The sequence below is a fragment of the Rothia sp. LK2492 genome (genome assembly GCF_040946345.1).
Lineage (GTDB): Bacteria > Actinomycetota > Actinomycetes > Actinomycetales > Micrococcaceae > Rothia > Rothia endophytica.
On sequence record NZ_JAYWLX010000012.1, the window covers coordinates 24,164 to 40,007 of the forward strand.

Consider the following 15,844-nt stretch of genomic DNA (forward strand, 5'->3'; position numbering starts at 1 on the left):
GATGGCGCACCATCTGGCAGATCGGATGTTGAATCTTGAACAAAAGACTGGTTCTAATCGACATAGGGATGAAGCTGAAGTAGCCGGTCTTATTCTCCACCTTTGGTCCCACCGAAGAGACTTCCCCGGTGATACATACCCACTCGCTGAAGTAGATGACATCGAAGCCACACTTGCGAAGTTAGAACCTAACCGACGCCCTTGGGGTTATTTTAATGTTTTCGAACCTGGTACTGAACCAAGTAAGGATGAGCTTGAGACTAGTGCTGCCCTAAAATCAGCACTTCTTATCGATCAACTCGCCGGCGACCTAGTCCATACATTAGTTAAGCATGCGGCTACGCTAACCGAGGCCAGAAATACAGACTGGGTTATCCATGCAGAAAAATTTGGAGATACCTCTCTACAACGAATGAGACGAATTATTCATACTGGTATCGATACTTCACTCGAAGGCGACAATTGGGATAAATCAATTCGCAAGGGTGCGGAGTTGTTGGCGTCTGCAATCTCCTCGCTAGGTTCTGAAAGTGAAACGTGCGCCATGGAACCATCTGACGCGACTCACCCTGTAGTAGCCTCTCCTGAAAAACCTAAATAGATGTATAAGGCAACAAAAACCCGCTTCCTTCAAAAGGAAACGGGTTTTTCTATCGTGGTGCGCAAGGGGGGACTTGAACCCCCACGATCTTGCGATCACTGGCACCTGAAGCCAGCGCGTCTGCCAATTCCGCCACTTGCGCATTATTCATTTTTGAGTTGCCGAATGAGCAACGAAGATAACTATACACAAGGCCCGGTGAGGGTGTCCAACCAAAAACTATCCGGACTCCATGCAATAAGTCACACCAACTCACTGCCCTGAAGCGCCTGAATTCAATGGAACATACCTTTCTACCGGCGAGCGCCCATGGTTTTCAAGGGTGTTTTTACGGTTATCTACTAGACTGGTGTTTTAGGCTGTGCCCTACTATGGTCTACAGTCCGCAACCGCCCGCCCGGCGGAGCTCACCACATACGTTTGTTGAAGGAGGCAAGCATGGGATTCATTGACAGAATCGAACAGGGCCTAGAAAAGGCTGTCCGCGGCACCTTCAGCAAAGGTGGAGCTTTCGAACCCGTTGATATCGCTAACCGTCTACGCACCGAAATGGACAAGAAGGCCTATGCGATCGCGTCCGGCCGGACCATTGCACCTAACGTTTTTACCGTTGAGTTCTCCAGCCAGGATTTTTCCCGCGCCCAGCAGTGGGGGGTCCCTCTCGCTGAGGAGCTCTGCGACGTAGCGATTCGGCACGCCCGCACTCAGGGTTATTCCCTGCGCGGCGCGGTACGCGTTACTTTTGCTGTGGGTGATGAGCTGGAGTCCGATGACTTCACCGTTACTGGCATGCAGCAGCAGGTAGCTACACCCGCTCCCGACGCAGCCCCACCCAGTAAAACAACTAGGCATCAGCGCGCTGACTCAGGTTCATACCCGGCCTCTGCCCCTCCTTCTTTACCGAACCGCATTACGCGCCCTGCCCAGCAGGCTCGCACTCAGCCAGTGCCCGCGACTGACCTTCCCCGGCAGCGCCCGGGGTCTGTAGCTCCCAAGCCGCAGGTAGTCCTGGAGGTTAATGGTGAACGCATAGCGGTTCGTGCCCTGCCGGTTACTCTAGGCCGAGGTTCTAGTGCTGATATCACCGTTGAAGACACCGGGGTATCGCGCCGGCACCTAGAAATTGTGGAGCAGGACGGCGCCTACCTGGCGGTCGATTTGGGCTCCACCAACGGCTCCTACATCAACGGACAGCGCCTGATGGGTCGCGCCGAAATCACCAACGGATCGGTGATTGAGATGGGCCGGGCCCGCATTGTTTTTCGTCTCATGATTCGCAGGGGGTAGCTCATGGCGTCAGAAATTACCGTGACAGTTCTGCGTTTTGCATTCTTGATTTTGCTGTGGCTCTTCGTGTTCATGGTTCTAGCTGCTTCGCGGCGTGACTTAGGCGTAGGCCGCAATGTGCGCACCGCCAAGGCTTCAGCAGACACCATGACACCTGCCTCCCCAACGCACCCGAGCGTCGCCCCCGCGCCTCGGCCTCGCGCCACCCAGCTCACTATCATTGACGGGTCCCAGGCGGGGGTTGTCATGCGCCTTGATGATCAGCCCGTCACTATGGGTCGCTCATCAGATATTGAGGTGTCTTTAGAAGATGACTACGCCTCAGGCCACCATGCCCGCCTTTTCCCGCAAGGCTCCCGCTGGTTCCTTGAGGATTTGGGATCTACCAATGGCACTTTCGTGGGTGAACAGCGCCTGACGCGTGCCACCCCCATCGAAGTAGGGCAGAATTTCCGTGTAGGTCGCACTACCATGCAGTTGAAAGCCTAAATATGGGCATCGCTTTCCGCTTTGCCGCCCGCTCCGATGTGGGTAGGGTGCGCTCTAAAAATGACGATTCAGGCTACGCAGGCCACTACCTTGCGGTAGTTGCTGATGGCATGGGCGGGCACGTGGGCGGCGACGTCGCCTCGGCCACCACCGTGCTTGATCTAGCTCCCCTTGACCACGCAGGTTTCGACGGCAACGCTGGAGTTTACCTGGCCGATGAAATTGTGAACGCCAATATCATCATGAATGAGCTGGTTGATCTCAACCCGCGCCTGGCAGGCATGGGGACCACCTGCACCGCCCTTCTCATTGATGGGGACCATATCGAGATGGCGCACATTGGTGACTCGCGCGCCTACCGTTTGCGGGGCGGGATTTTTGAACAGGTCACTACCGATCACACTTTTGTACAGCGCCTCCTTCAGGAGGGGCGTATCTCGCCTGAAGATGCAGCTCTGCACCCGCATAAGAACGTCATTATGCGGGTTCTGGGCGACGTAGATGCCTCCCCCGAGCTTGAGTTGCGCACCTTAGATGCCCAAGTGGGCGAAAAGTGGGTTCTTAGCTCTGATGGTCTGAACGCAGTGGTCTCGGTAGAAGAAATTGAGACAGTGATGCGCTCCACCGATGACCTGGGGCAGATGACCGACCTCCTGGTTGATATGACGCTGGAGCGGGGGGCACCCGATAACGTCACGGTCATCGCTCTTTCGGTTATTGAAGAGGAATCTCTTTCTACAGCGGTGACCGCACCTCAGCCCATTATTCCCGTGCGTAAGTACGGCACGGACGGCCAGCTAGTGGGTGTGCACCCCACGGTCGAGCAAGAGGCAGAAAGCAGCCTTGCCGAGAGCACTGATGAAACCGTGGACGCCGGTTGGGAAGCATCTTCTGAGGATGAGGGTTCAGATGACCTTCACCGCACCCCCTGGCGCCGCCGCCTCCCCCAGCACGCAAAGGCACGCAATGCTCTACGGCACGGCAAGTGGCGTGGTGAGTCCTTCTCGGATGGCGTTTTTAATGCCATGACCGTTCGGGCTGGCGTTGATAAGCCCGAGGACGCGATCATGGAACACCCCGATAGCCAGGAGTCCGAGCCTACCCCGGCGTCCGTCTTGCGCAGGGAGCTTGCCGAGCGCCCCCATGAGTTGGTGGGTGCTGCTGCTAATGCTACTCAGACGGGCATGATCCCTGCGGTGACAGCGCGCACCGCAGAAAATCTCGCTACCCTCTCTCATCAGGGGGATGCCGGGCTTGAGCCGGCCGAACTGCCGGAAGAGTTTAGGGCCGCTCTCAAGGATGAGCACCCGGCGCCCCACCGCTGGCCTATGCGCCTTTTTGTGGCGGCATTAACCCTGGCTGTTGTAGCCGCTTCGGCCTCTATCTTCTTCTCTTGGACCAAGGACCAGTACTACGTGGGTGTTCAAGGTGAGCAGGTAGCTATCTTTAACGGGATTAATCAGAACTTAGGGCCCTTTACTCTGCACAGTGTGGTTGAAGAAACTGACGTACAGGTCAGCGACCTACCGGAGTTTTCTCAGTCCCTCCTTAACGGCACCATCACGGTCAGTAGCCAAGAAGAGGCGCAACAAGTGGTGGAGAATTTACGGGAACAATTACCTGCTCGGGTTACCCCCGGCACCGTGACAACCGCAACCCCAACGCCTCAGCCCAGCGCCACTGAAGGAGGTAGCGGTGAATAAAGCATCGACAGTTTCACGCGTGGATACACCGCGCTCCCGCCGGCTTACCGAGCTACTTCTAACGCTGTGCGCAATAGCTCTGTGCCCCATTTCTATGTACCTCATTGACCCTGATCGTGCAGTTGAGAACCGGATGTGGTTGCAGGCTCTGCTGGTGCAGGGGGTGGGTGCGCTTATCTTGCATGCGGTGATGTACCTGCGTGCTCGTTACGCCGATCCTTTTATCCTGCCTCTTGCTGTGGCTCTTAACGGTCTGGGGCTGGCAATGATTTACCGTATTGACCTCACTACCCCGGCCAACGCGGGTGCCATGCAGCTGATGTGGACGGGCCTGGCGATGGTGGTCTCAGCCGTTGTGCTCTTCTTTTTGCGGGATCATAAAATCCTCTTGAAGGTCACCTACATTTCCCTTCTAGCGTCAGTACTCTTGCTGATCTTGCCTCTCATGCCCTTCCTGGGTCTTGAGATTAATGGTGCAAGAATTTGGATTTCTGTGGGTGGCAGAACTTTCCAGCCCGGCGAACTAGCCAAAATAACTTTGGCTATATTCTTTGCTGGCTATCTATCAACGCATCGAGATCTTATTCTTCTAGCGGGTAAAAAAATTGGCCCGGTACGCTTACCCCGCTTCAGGGATATGGCACCCATGGTGGTCGCCTGGCTCATCAGCCTAGCGGTACTGGTTTTCCAGCGCGATTTAGGCTCCGCCATTCTCTTCTTTGGCATCTTCCTGGTGATGCTCTACCTGGCGACCGGCCGTCTGACCTGGGTAGCTCTGGGCTTGCTCTTCGTAGTGGCGGGAGGTCTCCTGGCCTACAACTACATCTCCCATGTGCACTACCGCATCAACGCTTGGACGCATGCCTTTGAGCCGGAAATTTATAACCAGCCCCTGGGTGGTTCGGGGCAGATTGTGCAGGGCCTCTTCGGGCTAGCTTCGGGAGGTCTCTTTGGGCGCGGCTGGGGCAACGGACGCCCGGACCTGGTCTCATATTCCAACTCAGACATGATTATTACTGCCCTGGGTGAAGAACTGGGTCTCCTGGGCTTGGGTGCAATTCTCATGCTTTTTCTGCTCTTGATAACGCGGGGGTTCCGCGCAGCTCTTGGCACCCGCGATGCCTTCGGTAAGCTCCTTGCTGCAGGTTTCTCGGCGTTGATGGTCATCCAGCTTTTTGTGGTCATTGGAGGTGTAACCCGCCTGATTCCCCTCACCGGTCTCACCACCCCCTTCATGTCAGCGGGTGGCTCATCCTTGCTCTCTAACTGGATTATCGTAGCCATCCTGCTCGCTATATCCCACGCAGCGCGTGCACCTCACGTGGTAGAAGCCTTTGATAACGCTGACAGCGTTGACTACAGCGGCAACGAAACAGAGGGAGCAACCTCGGTTATCTCCCGTATCACCGACTCCACCACACCACACGGAGGTAGAGGATGAATACAGCAATCCGCAGAGCCTGGATCGCGTCGGCTTGCATCTTTGTTTTACTGCTAGGAACGCTTACCTATGTTCAGTTCTTTGACTCCAAGGATTTGCAAGCTAACGCATGGAACTCCCGCACCCTTTATGAGAGCTACGGTTCTCAGCGCGGCTCAATTGTGGTGGACGGGGTTGAAGTTGCCGTCTCTGTTGAGTCAAATGATGGGTATGCTTTCCAGCGCACCTATCCACAGGCTGATATTTACGCGGGCTTGACGGGGTATTTTTCATCGATTTACGGTGCTACCGGCCTGGAGTCTGCCATGGACGAGCAGCTCTCGGGTAACTCTGATGCTCAGTTCTATGACCGCATAGCTCAAATGTTCACAGGTAATACCGCTGCTGGCGCGAGCGTTGAGCTCACGATTGATGGGGAGCTTCAGCAACTGTCTTATAACCTCTTACAGGGGCATAAGGGCTCTATTGTTGCTCTGAACCCCCAGACCGGTGAGATTTTGGCTATGGTATCGAGTCCTTCCTATGACCCTAATGTGCTGGCCTCACACAATGCAGAGCTGGTTATTGCAGAGTACGCAGCACTGAATGAAGACCCCGCCCGTCCCCTCTACAACCGTGCCATTGCGGGCGACACCTACGCACCGGCATCCACCTTCAAAATTATTGACGCGGTGGCCGCCCTTGAGTCCGGTGAGTACACGGCTGATTCGGTTATCCCCAACCCCCAGAACCTTAGCCTGCCCAACACCGATGTCACTTTGCCTAACTACCTGGGCGGTAATTGCACAGCTCGTAGTGAGGCAACGATTGAGTGGGCTTTCGCGCAATCCTGCAACACGCCCTTTGCACAAATTGCGATGAAGGTGGGGCAAGAGCAAATTGCGCAGACCGCCCAGAATTTTGGGTACGGGCAGGATCTTTCGATTCCTCTTACCGTCTCTCAATCCGTCTTCCCCACTAACATGGAAGATAGCCAGTTAGCACTCGCTTCTATCGGTCAGTACGATGTAAAAACAACCCCCCTGCAGGTGGCGATGACCAGTGCAGCTATTGCCAATGAAGGGGTGCAAATGAAACCCAACCTGATTCGTTCGGTCAAGTCGCATAATCTGAGTTCGCTCTACGATTTCTCAGCTGAGCAGTTGCGCCGCTCCACTTCCGCTGAGGTAGCTCATCAGGTGAGAGATTGGATGGTTAATTCGGTGGATCAGGGGATTGCTGCGGGAGCCGGTGTTGACGGGGTCTCTGTCGGCGGTAAAACCGGAACAGCTGAGACAGGTACCGACACGGTTAACTCCTGGTTTACAGGTTTTGCTCCCGCGAATGACCCGCAGGTGGCAATCGCGGTAGTGTATGAAGATGTAGATACTACAACTGGATCGCAGCTTTCGACGAGTGCGTCCCAGCAAATTTTTGAGGCGGTGTTGAACCAGTGAGGCCTTCAGTAGATATGACTTTGGGCGGTCGCTACACTCTGACCGAACGTATCGCGATTGGCGGTATGGGTGAGGTGTGGAAGGCTCGCGATAAGGTGCTAGGCCGCATCGTCGCCGTAAAAATTCTGAAAGAGGAATATACGGGGGATCCCGGCTTCCTCGAACGTTTCCGCGCTGAGGCGCGCCATACGGCCCTTCTTAACCACCCCGGAGTGGCTAATGTCTTTGACTATGGCGAAGAAGACGGTTCAGCTTATCTGGTGATGGAGCTGGTACCCGGAGACCCTCTTTCTACCATCATTGAGAGGGATAAGAAGCTTCCCGCCGACCGCATCCTCAACATCATGGCTCAGAGCGCCCGCGCGCTTGCTGCAGCCCACGCTCAGGGGCTCGTGCACCGCGACGTCAAACCCGGCAACCTGATTGTCACTCCGGATGAGCGCGTTAAGGTCACCGACTTCGGTATCGCGCGTTTGGCGGACCAGGTACCTCTCACCGCTACCGGTCAGGTCATGGGTACCGCCCAGTATCTTGCACCGGAGCAGGCAACAGGACAGCAGGCAACGGCGTCTTCTGACATGTACTCTTTGGGTATTATCGGCTACGAGTGCTTGGCAGGTAAACGACCCTTCACCGGTGAGTCACAGATTGCTATTGCGCTAGCGCAGGTCAATGATCCGCCCCCTGCCCTGCCTAAGGACGTCCCCGCGCCAGCAGCGGCTCTCATTATGTGTCTGCTGTCCAAGGATCCCGCCGAGCGCCCGGAAACGGCAACCGCTCTCGCTTCAGCTATCGATGCGATTCGCCGCCGCGATATGCCTGCAGCACTTAAGGCTGTCCCTTCTTTGAGCAAGTTCCTCCCCCAGGGCGCAGATGGGGACGCCACGGCGGTCATTACTGCCCCTACGACTGTCTCCCCTACCGCGGCACAGTTTGGCACAGGTGCGCAGTTTGAGCCTGAGCCCACAACTGCGCGTGTTCCTGCGTCCCGGCCCGTTCAGAGTTACAGGAGTGAACCTCCAAAGAAAAAAAGCCCCTGGAGTTGGGTATCTTTGGTGCTCGCCCTACTGCTGGTAGCGGCAATTGTTTGGTTCGTCCTTTTCAACGCTTCAAATTCCACCGGCACCACAGAAACTCCGCCCACCGCATCTGGCACAATTTCAACGGTCAATGCCTCGCCGACACCTACAGCTGAAAGCACGGAGACTGAGAAGCAGCGGGTTGATATCGACAACGCCTACTTTGAGGGAAGACCGCTTGATGCTGTGGTCAGCGAACTCACCACTATGGGATTCTCTACCCGTACCACCGGTGTTACCTCCGACAAACCTGTTGATACCGTTCTCTCAGTTTCACCGACCGGCAGCGTGCAAGTGGGGGAAACCATCACTATCCAGTACTCTGCGGGGCCACAGTCTGTGACACTACCGAGTAACCTGGAGGGTATGACTTCTGATGAGGCTGCCACGGCGATCACTGCCCTTGGTGTAAATGTTCAGCTTCATTTTGAGGAAACCACGAGTGCTACTGAGGGTACCGTCTTGCGTACCTCCCCCACGTCCGGGTCTCGAGTTGAGGTGGGCAGTAGCGTCAATATTTACGTCGCTCAGGCACCGACCTCTGAGCCCAGTGCGTCATCGCAGCCAGCAACAGAAGACGCCTCCACAGCAGATAGCGGATCAACGCCTAGCTCTACACCGAGCAATGCAGAGACCGGTAACTAAGTCCACCGAAGATGGGTGAATACATGGACCAGCAGGTTCCCACAACAATCGATGAGCGCTATGAAGTTGGCTCTGTCATTGGCTCGGGCGCGATGGCAACTGTCTATGAGGCAGTTGATACTCGGCTGGGTCGTAAGGTTGCGCTGAAGGTTTTGCGCGCTGAGCACGCTCAGGACACGATTTTCCGCGCTCGTTTCCAGCGAGAAGCTGAGGCTGTGGCTGCTCTGAACCATCACTCCATTGTGGGTGTGTACGATACCGGGGCGTTTGAGGCCACGGCTGGTAGCTCTACTATCTCCGTACCCTTCATGGTGATGGAACTGGTGCAAGGAACAACACTACGGGAGCTTTTGGCGCAGGGAGCTATCACTCAGTCTGATGCCATTAGCTACGGCGTCCAGATTCTAGAAGCTTTGGAATACAGTCACGGGGCAGGCATCATCCACCGCGATATTAAACCGGCTAACGTTATGGTGCTCCCCCAGACGCCTGAGGATGTTTCCCTCGGTGATCCGGGTCAGGTGAAAGTCATGGACTTCGGTATCGCGCGAGCTGCCGAGGAGGCAGGTGAGACGCTCACCAAGGCAAATACTGTGATGGGGACCGCACGTTACATCTCCCCTGAGCAGGCGCGCGGTGAGACGGTAGATGCCCGCAGTGATGTGTATTCTGCTGCTTGCGTTATCTATGAGATGCTGGCTGGCCGTTCGCCGTTTGATGCCCCCACCAATGTAGAACTGGCGGGTAAACACCTGAGTGAAATTCCTCAGCCCCCGAGCGCCTTTGCTGATAATCTAATACCCGCTCTAGATCGCGTGGTTTTAAGGGGTCTTAGCAAGAAGACCTCCGACCGGTATCAAAGCGCCGCACAGTTTAGCGCCGATCTTAAGAATGCCGCTTCAGGAATATCTGCAGGTAGGGTAAATGATGATCCCACCGAAGCAACCACAGCATTCGCAGCTGCTGGCCTGGGCGCTGTGGCTGCTGGTGCCACCGCCACCGATCGCAATCGTGAAACTGAAGAAGCCGGTCTTGGTAGTTTCTTCGATTCGGCACAGGCAGAGTACACCGACGAGGAGCTCTACGGGTACGGTTATGGGCAAGACCCCGAAACCGCCCGCAAGAAGCGCCGCCGCAATGCCTGGGGTAAGGCTCTGACCACCATGCTAATTCTTCTGCTTGCAGCTTTCGGTATCGGCTCAGTGCTTTATTACAACGCCAAGCTCAACGAGGTTGAGAAGCACATGATTCCTGCGGTGCAGGGGATGACTCAGGCTGAGGCAGAGACCACCCTGCGCAACCTGAATTACACTTTGAAGTTTGAAGAGGAACATTCGGACGAGATTGAAAAGGGCAGGGTTATCAAGACCTCGCCCGTGACCGGTCTAGAGGCTGAAGAGGGTACCGAAATCACCGTGACCGTTTCATCCGGTCCGGCCATGCTCACCGTGCCCAGCAACCTTGAGGGGCAGAGCGAGCAGTATGTCCGTGAGGCTCTGGCTGAGGCTGGTTTTGTGGCTGGACGTACTACCACGGTCAATAGCGCCACGGTGCCCAATGGCATGGTGGTGGGGGTTGATCCGGCGTCTGATGAGATGGCTCCTGCCGAGTCAACCGTTGATATCATTCTGTCGAACGGCAAGGTTGTAGTTCCCGGCCTTGTGGGCCTCACTCGTGATCAGGCAATTGCAACCCTCACCGGCCCTGACACCCTGCTGAGCACCAACATTGAGAATGTCACTACCGCTTCTCAACCTGCTGGAACCGTCATCTCCCAAAGTGCGGCTGCAGGAACTCTCATTGAACAGGGATCTACGGTAACCATCCGTGTGGCAGTCGCTCCGGCTCCCACGGTTGCACCCTCCGCGGCGACGTCAACGCCCTCCGCCAGCACGCAGCCTACAACATCGGCTACCCCGGCGCCCAGTAGCCAGTCTGAAGAGCCTCAAGAGGAGGCTGAGCAGCCCTCCTCTAAGTCTTCTGATGCCGGTGACCAATAAGGGACCCCGACAACTGGCCAACAGCATATAAAGGCCCGCCCTCGTGCATGAGGGCGGGCCTTATTTTTTGGTAAAGCGTGCGCTTGGTCGAAGAGGCTGAGGTAATAGTTAGGAGGTAATGAGCGGTGAGAGCTGAGCTCCACGGCCTGCCGCTCCTTCTAGCCCCACCCCTTCTAGCCAGTTGCCCAGCATCAGGTAGCCGCCTTCGGTGAGCACAGATTCGGGGTGGAATTGCACCCCGTGCAGGGGGGCGGTTTTATGGCGTAGGCCCATAATAATCCCGTTCTCTGTTTGAGCGGTCACTGAAAGTTCTGCGGGGAGGGTGGCTGGTTCCACCGCGAGGGAGTGGTAGCGGGTGGCGGTAAAGGGGCTGTGCAAATCTTTGAAGACGGACGCCTCCTCGTGCGTCACCTGTGAGGTTTTGCCGTGCATCAACTCGGGAGCGTGGGCTACTACACCACCAAAAGCTTCTGCGATCGCCTGGTGGCCCAGGCAGACACCCAAAAGGGGCTTCTGAGAGCTTTCAGCCCAGCGAATGACATCGATGATGACCCCGGCTTCAGCGGGGTTGCCCGGCCCTGGGGAAACAAGTACACCGTCATGGGTCTTTGCGAGTGCGATGGTCTCCTTGAGATCGAGTTCATCGTTACGGATGACCGTGGTTTCAGCACCTAGTTGCTGCAGGTAGCCCACCAGGGTGAAAACGAAGCTGTCGTAGTTATCGATGACAAGAATTTTGGTCATGGGTGTGGCCCTTTCGTTCTGACCCGATTTTATCGCATGCTGTACTGCACCTGTGCTTAGGAAGGGCCTCAGATGCTGAGTCTAGTGCTCCTGGTCGATGGTGACGTCCGTATTGAAGGGGCTGTACTGCTCAAAATGGGGGAAGGCGTATTCCATGAGGGCGTAAATGACCACCAGGAGAAGCGCGATGGCTGTGATGATGCGGAGCCACAGAGGGCCGGGTAGGTGGCGGAAGATCCATCCGTACATAAGAAAACTCCAGGGGTGAGTGACTGTTGTGGCACGTTCTTTATCGAGCGATTTTTTTAGAGGGAGATATGGGCAATCTCTTCGGGAGCACCTGCCTGATTGGGCTGCCAACCCACAAATTCAGCGTGCACGATGTACCTCTCAGTATCTCCATAGCGAGGGTGGCAGCTGGTGAGGGTCAGAAGTCGCCGATGAGCTTCGGACACCGGGGCGTGAGGAGCATCGGGGTTGGGGGCAATGACCTCCACCTGGTGCGGTAGCACGATGGTAGATTCATACACCCTGTAGGTGTAGTACCCCTGGGCCGTCCTTACATAGATAGCGTCACCGGTCTGCAACTCATCAATATGGTCTAGTACAGCCCCATTCGTTTGGCGGTGGCCTGCGAGCGCCAGGTTGCCGTATTCGCCGGGGAGCTGGGTGCCTGGGTATCTGCCGAGGCCGAGCGTGTCGAGTACATCGGCGCCCACTCCTTCAGCGAGAGGGCGAGCGTAGCCTTCGCCTAGGCGGGGTATGTAGACCACTCCGTAGACTTCCCCGTAAGCCGGTGCCTGGGTGATGGGGGGTGTGAGGGGGTCGTAAGTTTCAGAGGAAGGGGCATTTTCTGCCCCTTGTGCTTGATGAGTTTCTTCTACCGCATCAGCTTCTGGCGTTGCATCAAACTCTTGCACTAGAGACTGAACTGCATCTTTTTGAGCGCTGTTAGCGGCGATGTTGGTCCACCAGAGTTGCCAGGCGACGAAGAGGATGAGGACGCAACCCAGGGTAATGAGCAGTTCACCGAAAATTTGCACAGCCCACTGCAGAGGGGTCAGAGATACCCTGGAGGCGGTGGGGCGATGGGTGGCCATAGAGGGAACTTTCAGTGACGTTAGGCGGGTTACTGTCCAATGGTAGAACTTTCTCAGCTCTAGACGTTAAAATCGAGTCTGTACGTCTACATAAATATTCGGGGTGATATGCCCCAGCTGGAGGAATAGTGGCTGATTCAAAATCGATTCGCGATGAGGACTTAAGTGAGGCTGAGCTCCGCCGAGTTGCTGAGTCGATGTACAGTGACGATGAGTTCCCTTCCCCCACGCCTCTTTGGTACCGCGTGATCATGTTTACTCTTATGATTCTTGGCGTGCTGTGGATTGTCACTTTTTACATTTCTCAGAGCACTCTGCCGGTAGCCGCTGCGGGTAACTGGAACATTGGTATCGGTGTTGGACTAATTATGGTGGGGCTGATGATGACCACCCGTTGGCGCTAGGGTCTGACCGTGTCTGAAGATAAACCAGAGACTACTAATCCAGCTAATTTGGCGCCTGTGGACCCTACCGAGAAGTTTGCTGACCGTAAGGACATCAAGGCAGCCAAGTTTGAGACCAGGCTGCGACGCTGGGCTCTGCTCGGAGTCATCGCGGCAATTGCTATCTACTTTGTGTGGCAGTCTTTTGCCAGCTAGAAGCGGCAAGCCGGGCACCTCCCTTATTTGGGGGCAGGTGCCCGGTTTTTTCTTGCTCGAAAGAGTGTAACCATGCCGGTCATGACCAGTAGTTCGACCAGGGTCTGGGTAACTACGGCGATGGGCATGAGGGTAGCGCCCGGTGTGCCGGCACTCTGGGCTAGGGCACTGAGCCCCAGCACAAGGGGAAGTACTATCAGGGCATTGCGGGTGACTGCGGAGAAGGTAAGAGCGAGACGGTCTGGGTGCGCGGCAGGACGCAGCAGGTGTCGTGAGCCCCACCAGGCAAGGACGCCGGTGAGCAGGGCAAAGACCGCGTAAACGGGGATCAGCGGTGCAAGGGAGGCCCACTCACCGGCAAGGCTGTGGGTATGGGCGGCGGCGGTCAGAAACAGGACCACCAGCATGAGTGGCACCATACCTGCCTCAGCATACTCTTGTGCCCGGTGCGACGTCGTCTGGAAGCCCTGTAGTACCCAGGCGAGCAGCAGGGGCACCAGCACCACTGCTAGGGCCAGCACGGCGGGGGTCGCGCCGGCTCGCAGGGCAGCGGGGGTCACCGGGGTAGCTGACCAGAGCCCTACGTGTCCCAGCAGAAAGAGCCACAGCGGCACAGCTAGTAGCTGGGCACCAAGGAGTAACGGGGTTGCTGCTAGTAGGCGGCGGGAAGACCCACCCGCAAGACCGCAAAAGACCACCACATAATCAATACAGGGTGCCAGCAGCACCAGGGCAGCCGTAAAGAGTAGGGCATCGGGTGCCGGGGTTACGGCCAAAAGAAGGGCAAGAACCGCAGGAACCAGTAGAAAGTTGAGCACCAGCAGACCGGATACAAAGCCGCGCGGAGGTTTCTCCGTAGCAGCCTGCCTCAACGGGATACAGAGAAAGGTAGCCAAGAGCAGTGCAGCAAGGGCGGGGCTGACCAGAGGTTCAGCCAGCACCGCTGCGCTCTGCATAAAGGACGCCGCACCACCGGCAACCAAGGCAAGTAGGTAGAGTGCTACCTGGTGATTTTCTAGAAAATTTGCCATGCAGAGCCCCTTTTCGTGATATTTCTAGCCCAGCATACAGCTTAGCCCCTCACCGCTTGAGGAAAGCGGGAAGGGGCTAAGGTTGCGCAGCGGTTGCTGCTACCTTCAGCGTTATGTGAACGCTGGGAGGTTAGTTCTGGGGGGCGGTAAAGGCTACATCGAGGTTGATGGCGACCTTATCTGAGACCAGGACACCACCGGCTTCGATGGCGGCATTCCAGGTCATGCCGAAGTCCTTACGGGAGATGGTTGCGGTAACTGACGCACCTGCGCGGGTAACACCGAAAGCGTCAACAACAGCGCCAGCGAATTCGCCAGAGAAGGTGATGGGGCGGGTTACGTCCTTGATGGTGAGGTCACCTGTCAGGGTGAGGTCTTCACCGTCCAGTTCAAAGGAGGTGGATGTGAAGGTCATCTCTGAATTTTCTTCGGCGCCGAAGAAGTCACCGCTCTTGAGATGGCCATCGCGGTCTGCGTTACCGGTGTTGATAGAGGTGGTCTGCACGGTTGCTGTGACGCTTGATTCTGAGATGTTCTCTGCGATGGTTAGGTTCGCGGTTGCCTCTTCAAAGGTGCCGTGTACCTTGGTGATTCCTGCGTGGCGTACGGTGAAACCGATCTCCGAGTGCGCGGGATCAAAATTCCAGGTGCCTGGGGTTAGCTCTGCCATGTTCTTTACCTTTCGTAAGGTGGTTGCTTCAACAAAAAATACTTTACTTGTAAAGTTTACTCCCCGCAAGCCCCAGTGAAAAAATTTTCCTTACCTGAGCCCTCCCCCGCGCTGGGCCGCGTTATATACCTTCTCACTCAGGCGCTGCAGGACCGGGGAGCTAATATTCCAGTGCTGCCAATAGAGTGGAACGTCAATGGGTTCTTCCGTTAGTTCAACCAAATCATCAGACTCTAGAGCATCTAAACACTGAGCTTCCGGCACAATTCCCCAGGCGATTCCAGCCAAAACTGCGCGAGCATAATCGGGGGAGCTAGGAATGTAAATTCTTGGTGGTACACCTAGGGCGCTTAACTCAACACTAAAACGTTGCGCTAACAAATCACGGGCAGAGGATAACCCAAAGTCTTTACGGTCGAACTCAACCACAGGAGCTAGTGCCAGTTCATCAGCAGTTACTTTGGGGTAGTGGGGAAAGTAAGTGCGCACATACTGGCCCGACGCAACCACGTGGTAGCGCATCTCCCCCAGCTTCTCTACCGAGCACCCCGGGATTGATTCGGGGCGAGAAGTCAACGCTGCCATAACCTCACCCGAACGCAGTAGAGCTGATGAATGGAATTCTCCCTCGCGGCGGACGTCGCAAAAAATTTTATCCTGCGCGGCGAGCTCACCTACTGCAGTGAGGAACCAGGTCGCTAGAGAGTCAGCATTGACCGCCACAGCTACACTCTGGACAGCGCCGCCGCCACCCAGCTCCCGCTCCATCTCGCCGTGCAAGAACTCGCTTTGCCGGGCAATGCGTAGCACACTCTGGCCCGATTCCGTGGGGGCAACAGGGTTAGTGCGCTTGAGGAGCACCCTGCCAGCTAGTTGCTCCATTGCCTTAATACGCTGGGATACCGCCGACGCGCTGATTCCCAAGAGATCGGCAGCGGCATCGAAGGTGCCATATTCAATCACGGTGACAAAGGTGTGTAACTGGTCGGTAGTAAAACGCATCATAAGAACATCTTATG

The 15,844-nt window shown here is 56.1% G+C and carries 16 protein-coding genes and 1 tRNA gene; 10 read left to right on the forward strand and 7 right to left on the reverse strand.

Features of this window, described 5'->3' with window-relative positions; all coding sequences use genetic code 11:
- Position 1 precedes the first annotated feature (1 nt).
- Positions 2–601: a hypothetical protein gene (locus VVR27_RS10975; RefSeq protein ID WP_368548396.1), complete on the forward strand. Its 600-nt coding sequence runs from the start codon at positions 2–4 to the stop codon at positions 599–601.
- Positions 602–656: 55 nt separating this feature from the next.
- Here the strand turns inward: VVR27_RS10975 and VVR27_RS10980 are convergent.
- A tRNA-Leu gene (locus tag VVR27_RS10980) sits at positions 657–743 on the reverse strand.
- 296 nt (positions 744–1,039) lie between these two features.
- Here VVR27_RS10980 and VVR27_RS10985 point away from each other — a divergent pair.
- From VVR27_RS10985 to pknB, 7 genes are read left to right on the forward strand one after another with little or no spacing between them, the layout of a single operon-like run.
- A complete protein-coding gene (locus VVR27_RS10985; RefSeq protein WP_368548397.1) occupies positions 1,040–1,888 on the forward strand; it encodes an FhaA domain-containing protein in 849 nt (282 codons plus the stop codon).
- A 3-nt stretch (positions 1,889–1,891) separates the two neighbouring features.
- The gene (locus VVR27_RS10990) at positions 1,892–2,377 is read left to right on the forward strand and encodes an FHA domain-containing protein (protein ID WP_368548398.1); all 486 of its coding nucleotides are present in this window, start codon (positions 1,892–1,894) and stop codon (positions 2,375–2,377) included.
- Between the two features lie 2 nt (positions 2,378–2,379).
- Positions 2,380–4,080, forward strand: a complete 1,701-nt coding sequence (locus VVR27_RS10995; RefSeq protein WP_368548399.1) for a PP2C family serine/threonine-protein phosphatase — start codon at positions 2,380–2,382, stop codon at positions 4,078–4,080.
- On the forward strand, positions 4,073–5,521 hold the full coding sequence (locus VVR27_RS11000) for an FtsW/RodA/SpoVE family cell cycle protein (protein WP_368548400.1): 1,449 nt from the start codon (positions 4,073–4,075) through the stop codon (positions 5,519–5,521). Before VVR27_RS10995 ends, VVR27_RS11000 begins: the two co-directional genes overlap by 8 nt.
- A complete protein-coding gene (locus VVR27_RS11005; protein WP_368548401.1) occupies positions 5,518–6,957 on the forward strand; it encodes a peptidoglycan D,D-transpeptidase FtsI family protein in 1,440 nt (479 codons plus the stop codon). Before VVR27_RS11000 ends, VVR27_RS11005 begins: the two co-directional genes overlap by 4 nt.
- A complete protein-coding gene (locus tag VVR27_RS11010; protein WP_368548402.1) occupies positions 6,954–8,681 on the forward strand; it encodes a protein kinase domain-containing protein in 1,728 nt (575 codons plus the stop codon). The genes VVR27_RS11005 and VVR27_RS11010 overlap by 4 nt, the downstream gene beginning before the upstream one ends.
- Before the next feature lie 23 nt (positions 8,682–8,704).
- Entirely contained in the window at positions 8,705–10,681 is a 1,977-nt protein-coding gene (gene pknB / locus VVR27_RS11015) for a Stk1 family PASTA domain-containing Ser/Thr kinase (RefSeq protein ID WP_368548403.1), read from the forward strand.
- Between the two features lie 108 nt (positions 10,682–10,789).
- On the opposite strand, the gene VVR27_RS11020 is transcribed toward pknB, so the two are convergent.
- From VVR27_RS11020 to VVR27_RS11030, 3 genes are all read right to left on the reverse strand, one after another.
- Positions 10,790–11,425 (reverse strand): aminodeoxychorismate/anthranilate synthase component II, encoded by a 636-nt coding sequence (locus VVR27_RS11020; protein WP_368548404.1) that lies wholly within the window; start codon positions 11,423–11,425, stop codon positions 10,790–10,792.
- Between the two features lie 81 nt (positions 11,426–11,506).
- Positions 11,507–11,674 carry a hypothetical protein gene (locus tag VVR27_RS11025; protein WP_346871777.1) on the reverse strand — a complete coding sequence of 56 codons (168 nt, stop codon included), beginning with the start codon at positions 11,672–11,674 and terminating at the stop codon, positions 11,507–11,509.
- Positions 11,675–11,730: 56 nt separating this feature from the next.
- Complete coding sequence (locus VVR27_RS11030) at positions 11,731–12,525, reverse strand: class E sortase (RefSeq protein ID WP_368548405.1); 795 nt, start codon at positions 12,523–12,525, stop codon at positions 11,731–11,733.
- A gap of 128 nt (positions 12,526–12,653) precedes the next feature.
- On the opposite strand from VVR27_RS11030, the gene VVR27_RS11035 reads away from it, so the two are divergent.
- Positions 12,654–12,929: a cell division protein CrgA gene (locus VVR27_RS11035; protein ID WP_346871775.1), complete on the forward strand. Its 276-nt coding sequence runs from the start codon at positions 12,654–12,656 to the stop codon at positions 12,927–12,929.
- A 9-nt stretch (positions 12,930–12,938) separates the two neighbouring features.
- On the forward strand, positions 12,939–13,124 hold the full coding sequence (locus VVR27_RS11040; protein WP_251379652.1) for a hypothetical protein: 186 nt from the start codon (positions 12,939–12,941) through the stop codon (positions 13,122–13,124).
- Positions 13,125–13,147: 23 nt separating this feature from the next.
- Here the strand turns inward: VVR27_RS11040 and VVR27_RS11045 are convergent, their stop codons facing one another.
- The 3 genes from VVR27_RS11045 to VVR27_RS11055 form a co-directional block, all read right to left on the reverse strand.
- Positions 13,148–14,155 (reverse strand): arsenic resistance protein, encoded by a 1,008-nt coding sequence (locus VVR27_RS11045; protein ID WP_368548406.1) that lies wholly within the window; start codon positions 14,153–14,155, stop codon positions 13,148–13,150.
- Between the two features lie 130 nt (positions 14,156–14,285).
- The gene (locus VVR27_RS11050) at positions 14,286–14,825 is read right to left on the reverse strand and encodes a YceI family protein (RefSeq protein ID WP_368548407.1); all 540 of its coding nucleotides are present in this window, start codon (positions 14,823–14,825) and stop codon (positions 14,286–14,288) included.
- A 90-nt stretch (positions 14,826–14,915) separates the two neighbouring features.
- On the reverse strand, positions 14,916–15,830 hold the full coding sequence (locus VVR27_RS11055) for a LysR family transcriptional regulator ArgP (RefSeq protein WP_346924494.1): 915 nt from the start codon (positions 15,828–15,830) through the stop codon (positions 14,916–14,918).
- Between the last annotated feature and the right edge of the window lie 14 nt (positions 15,831–15,844).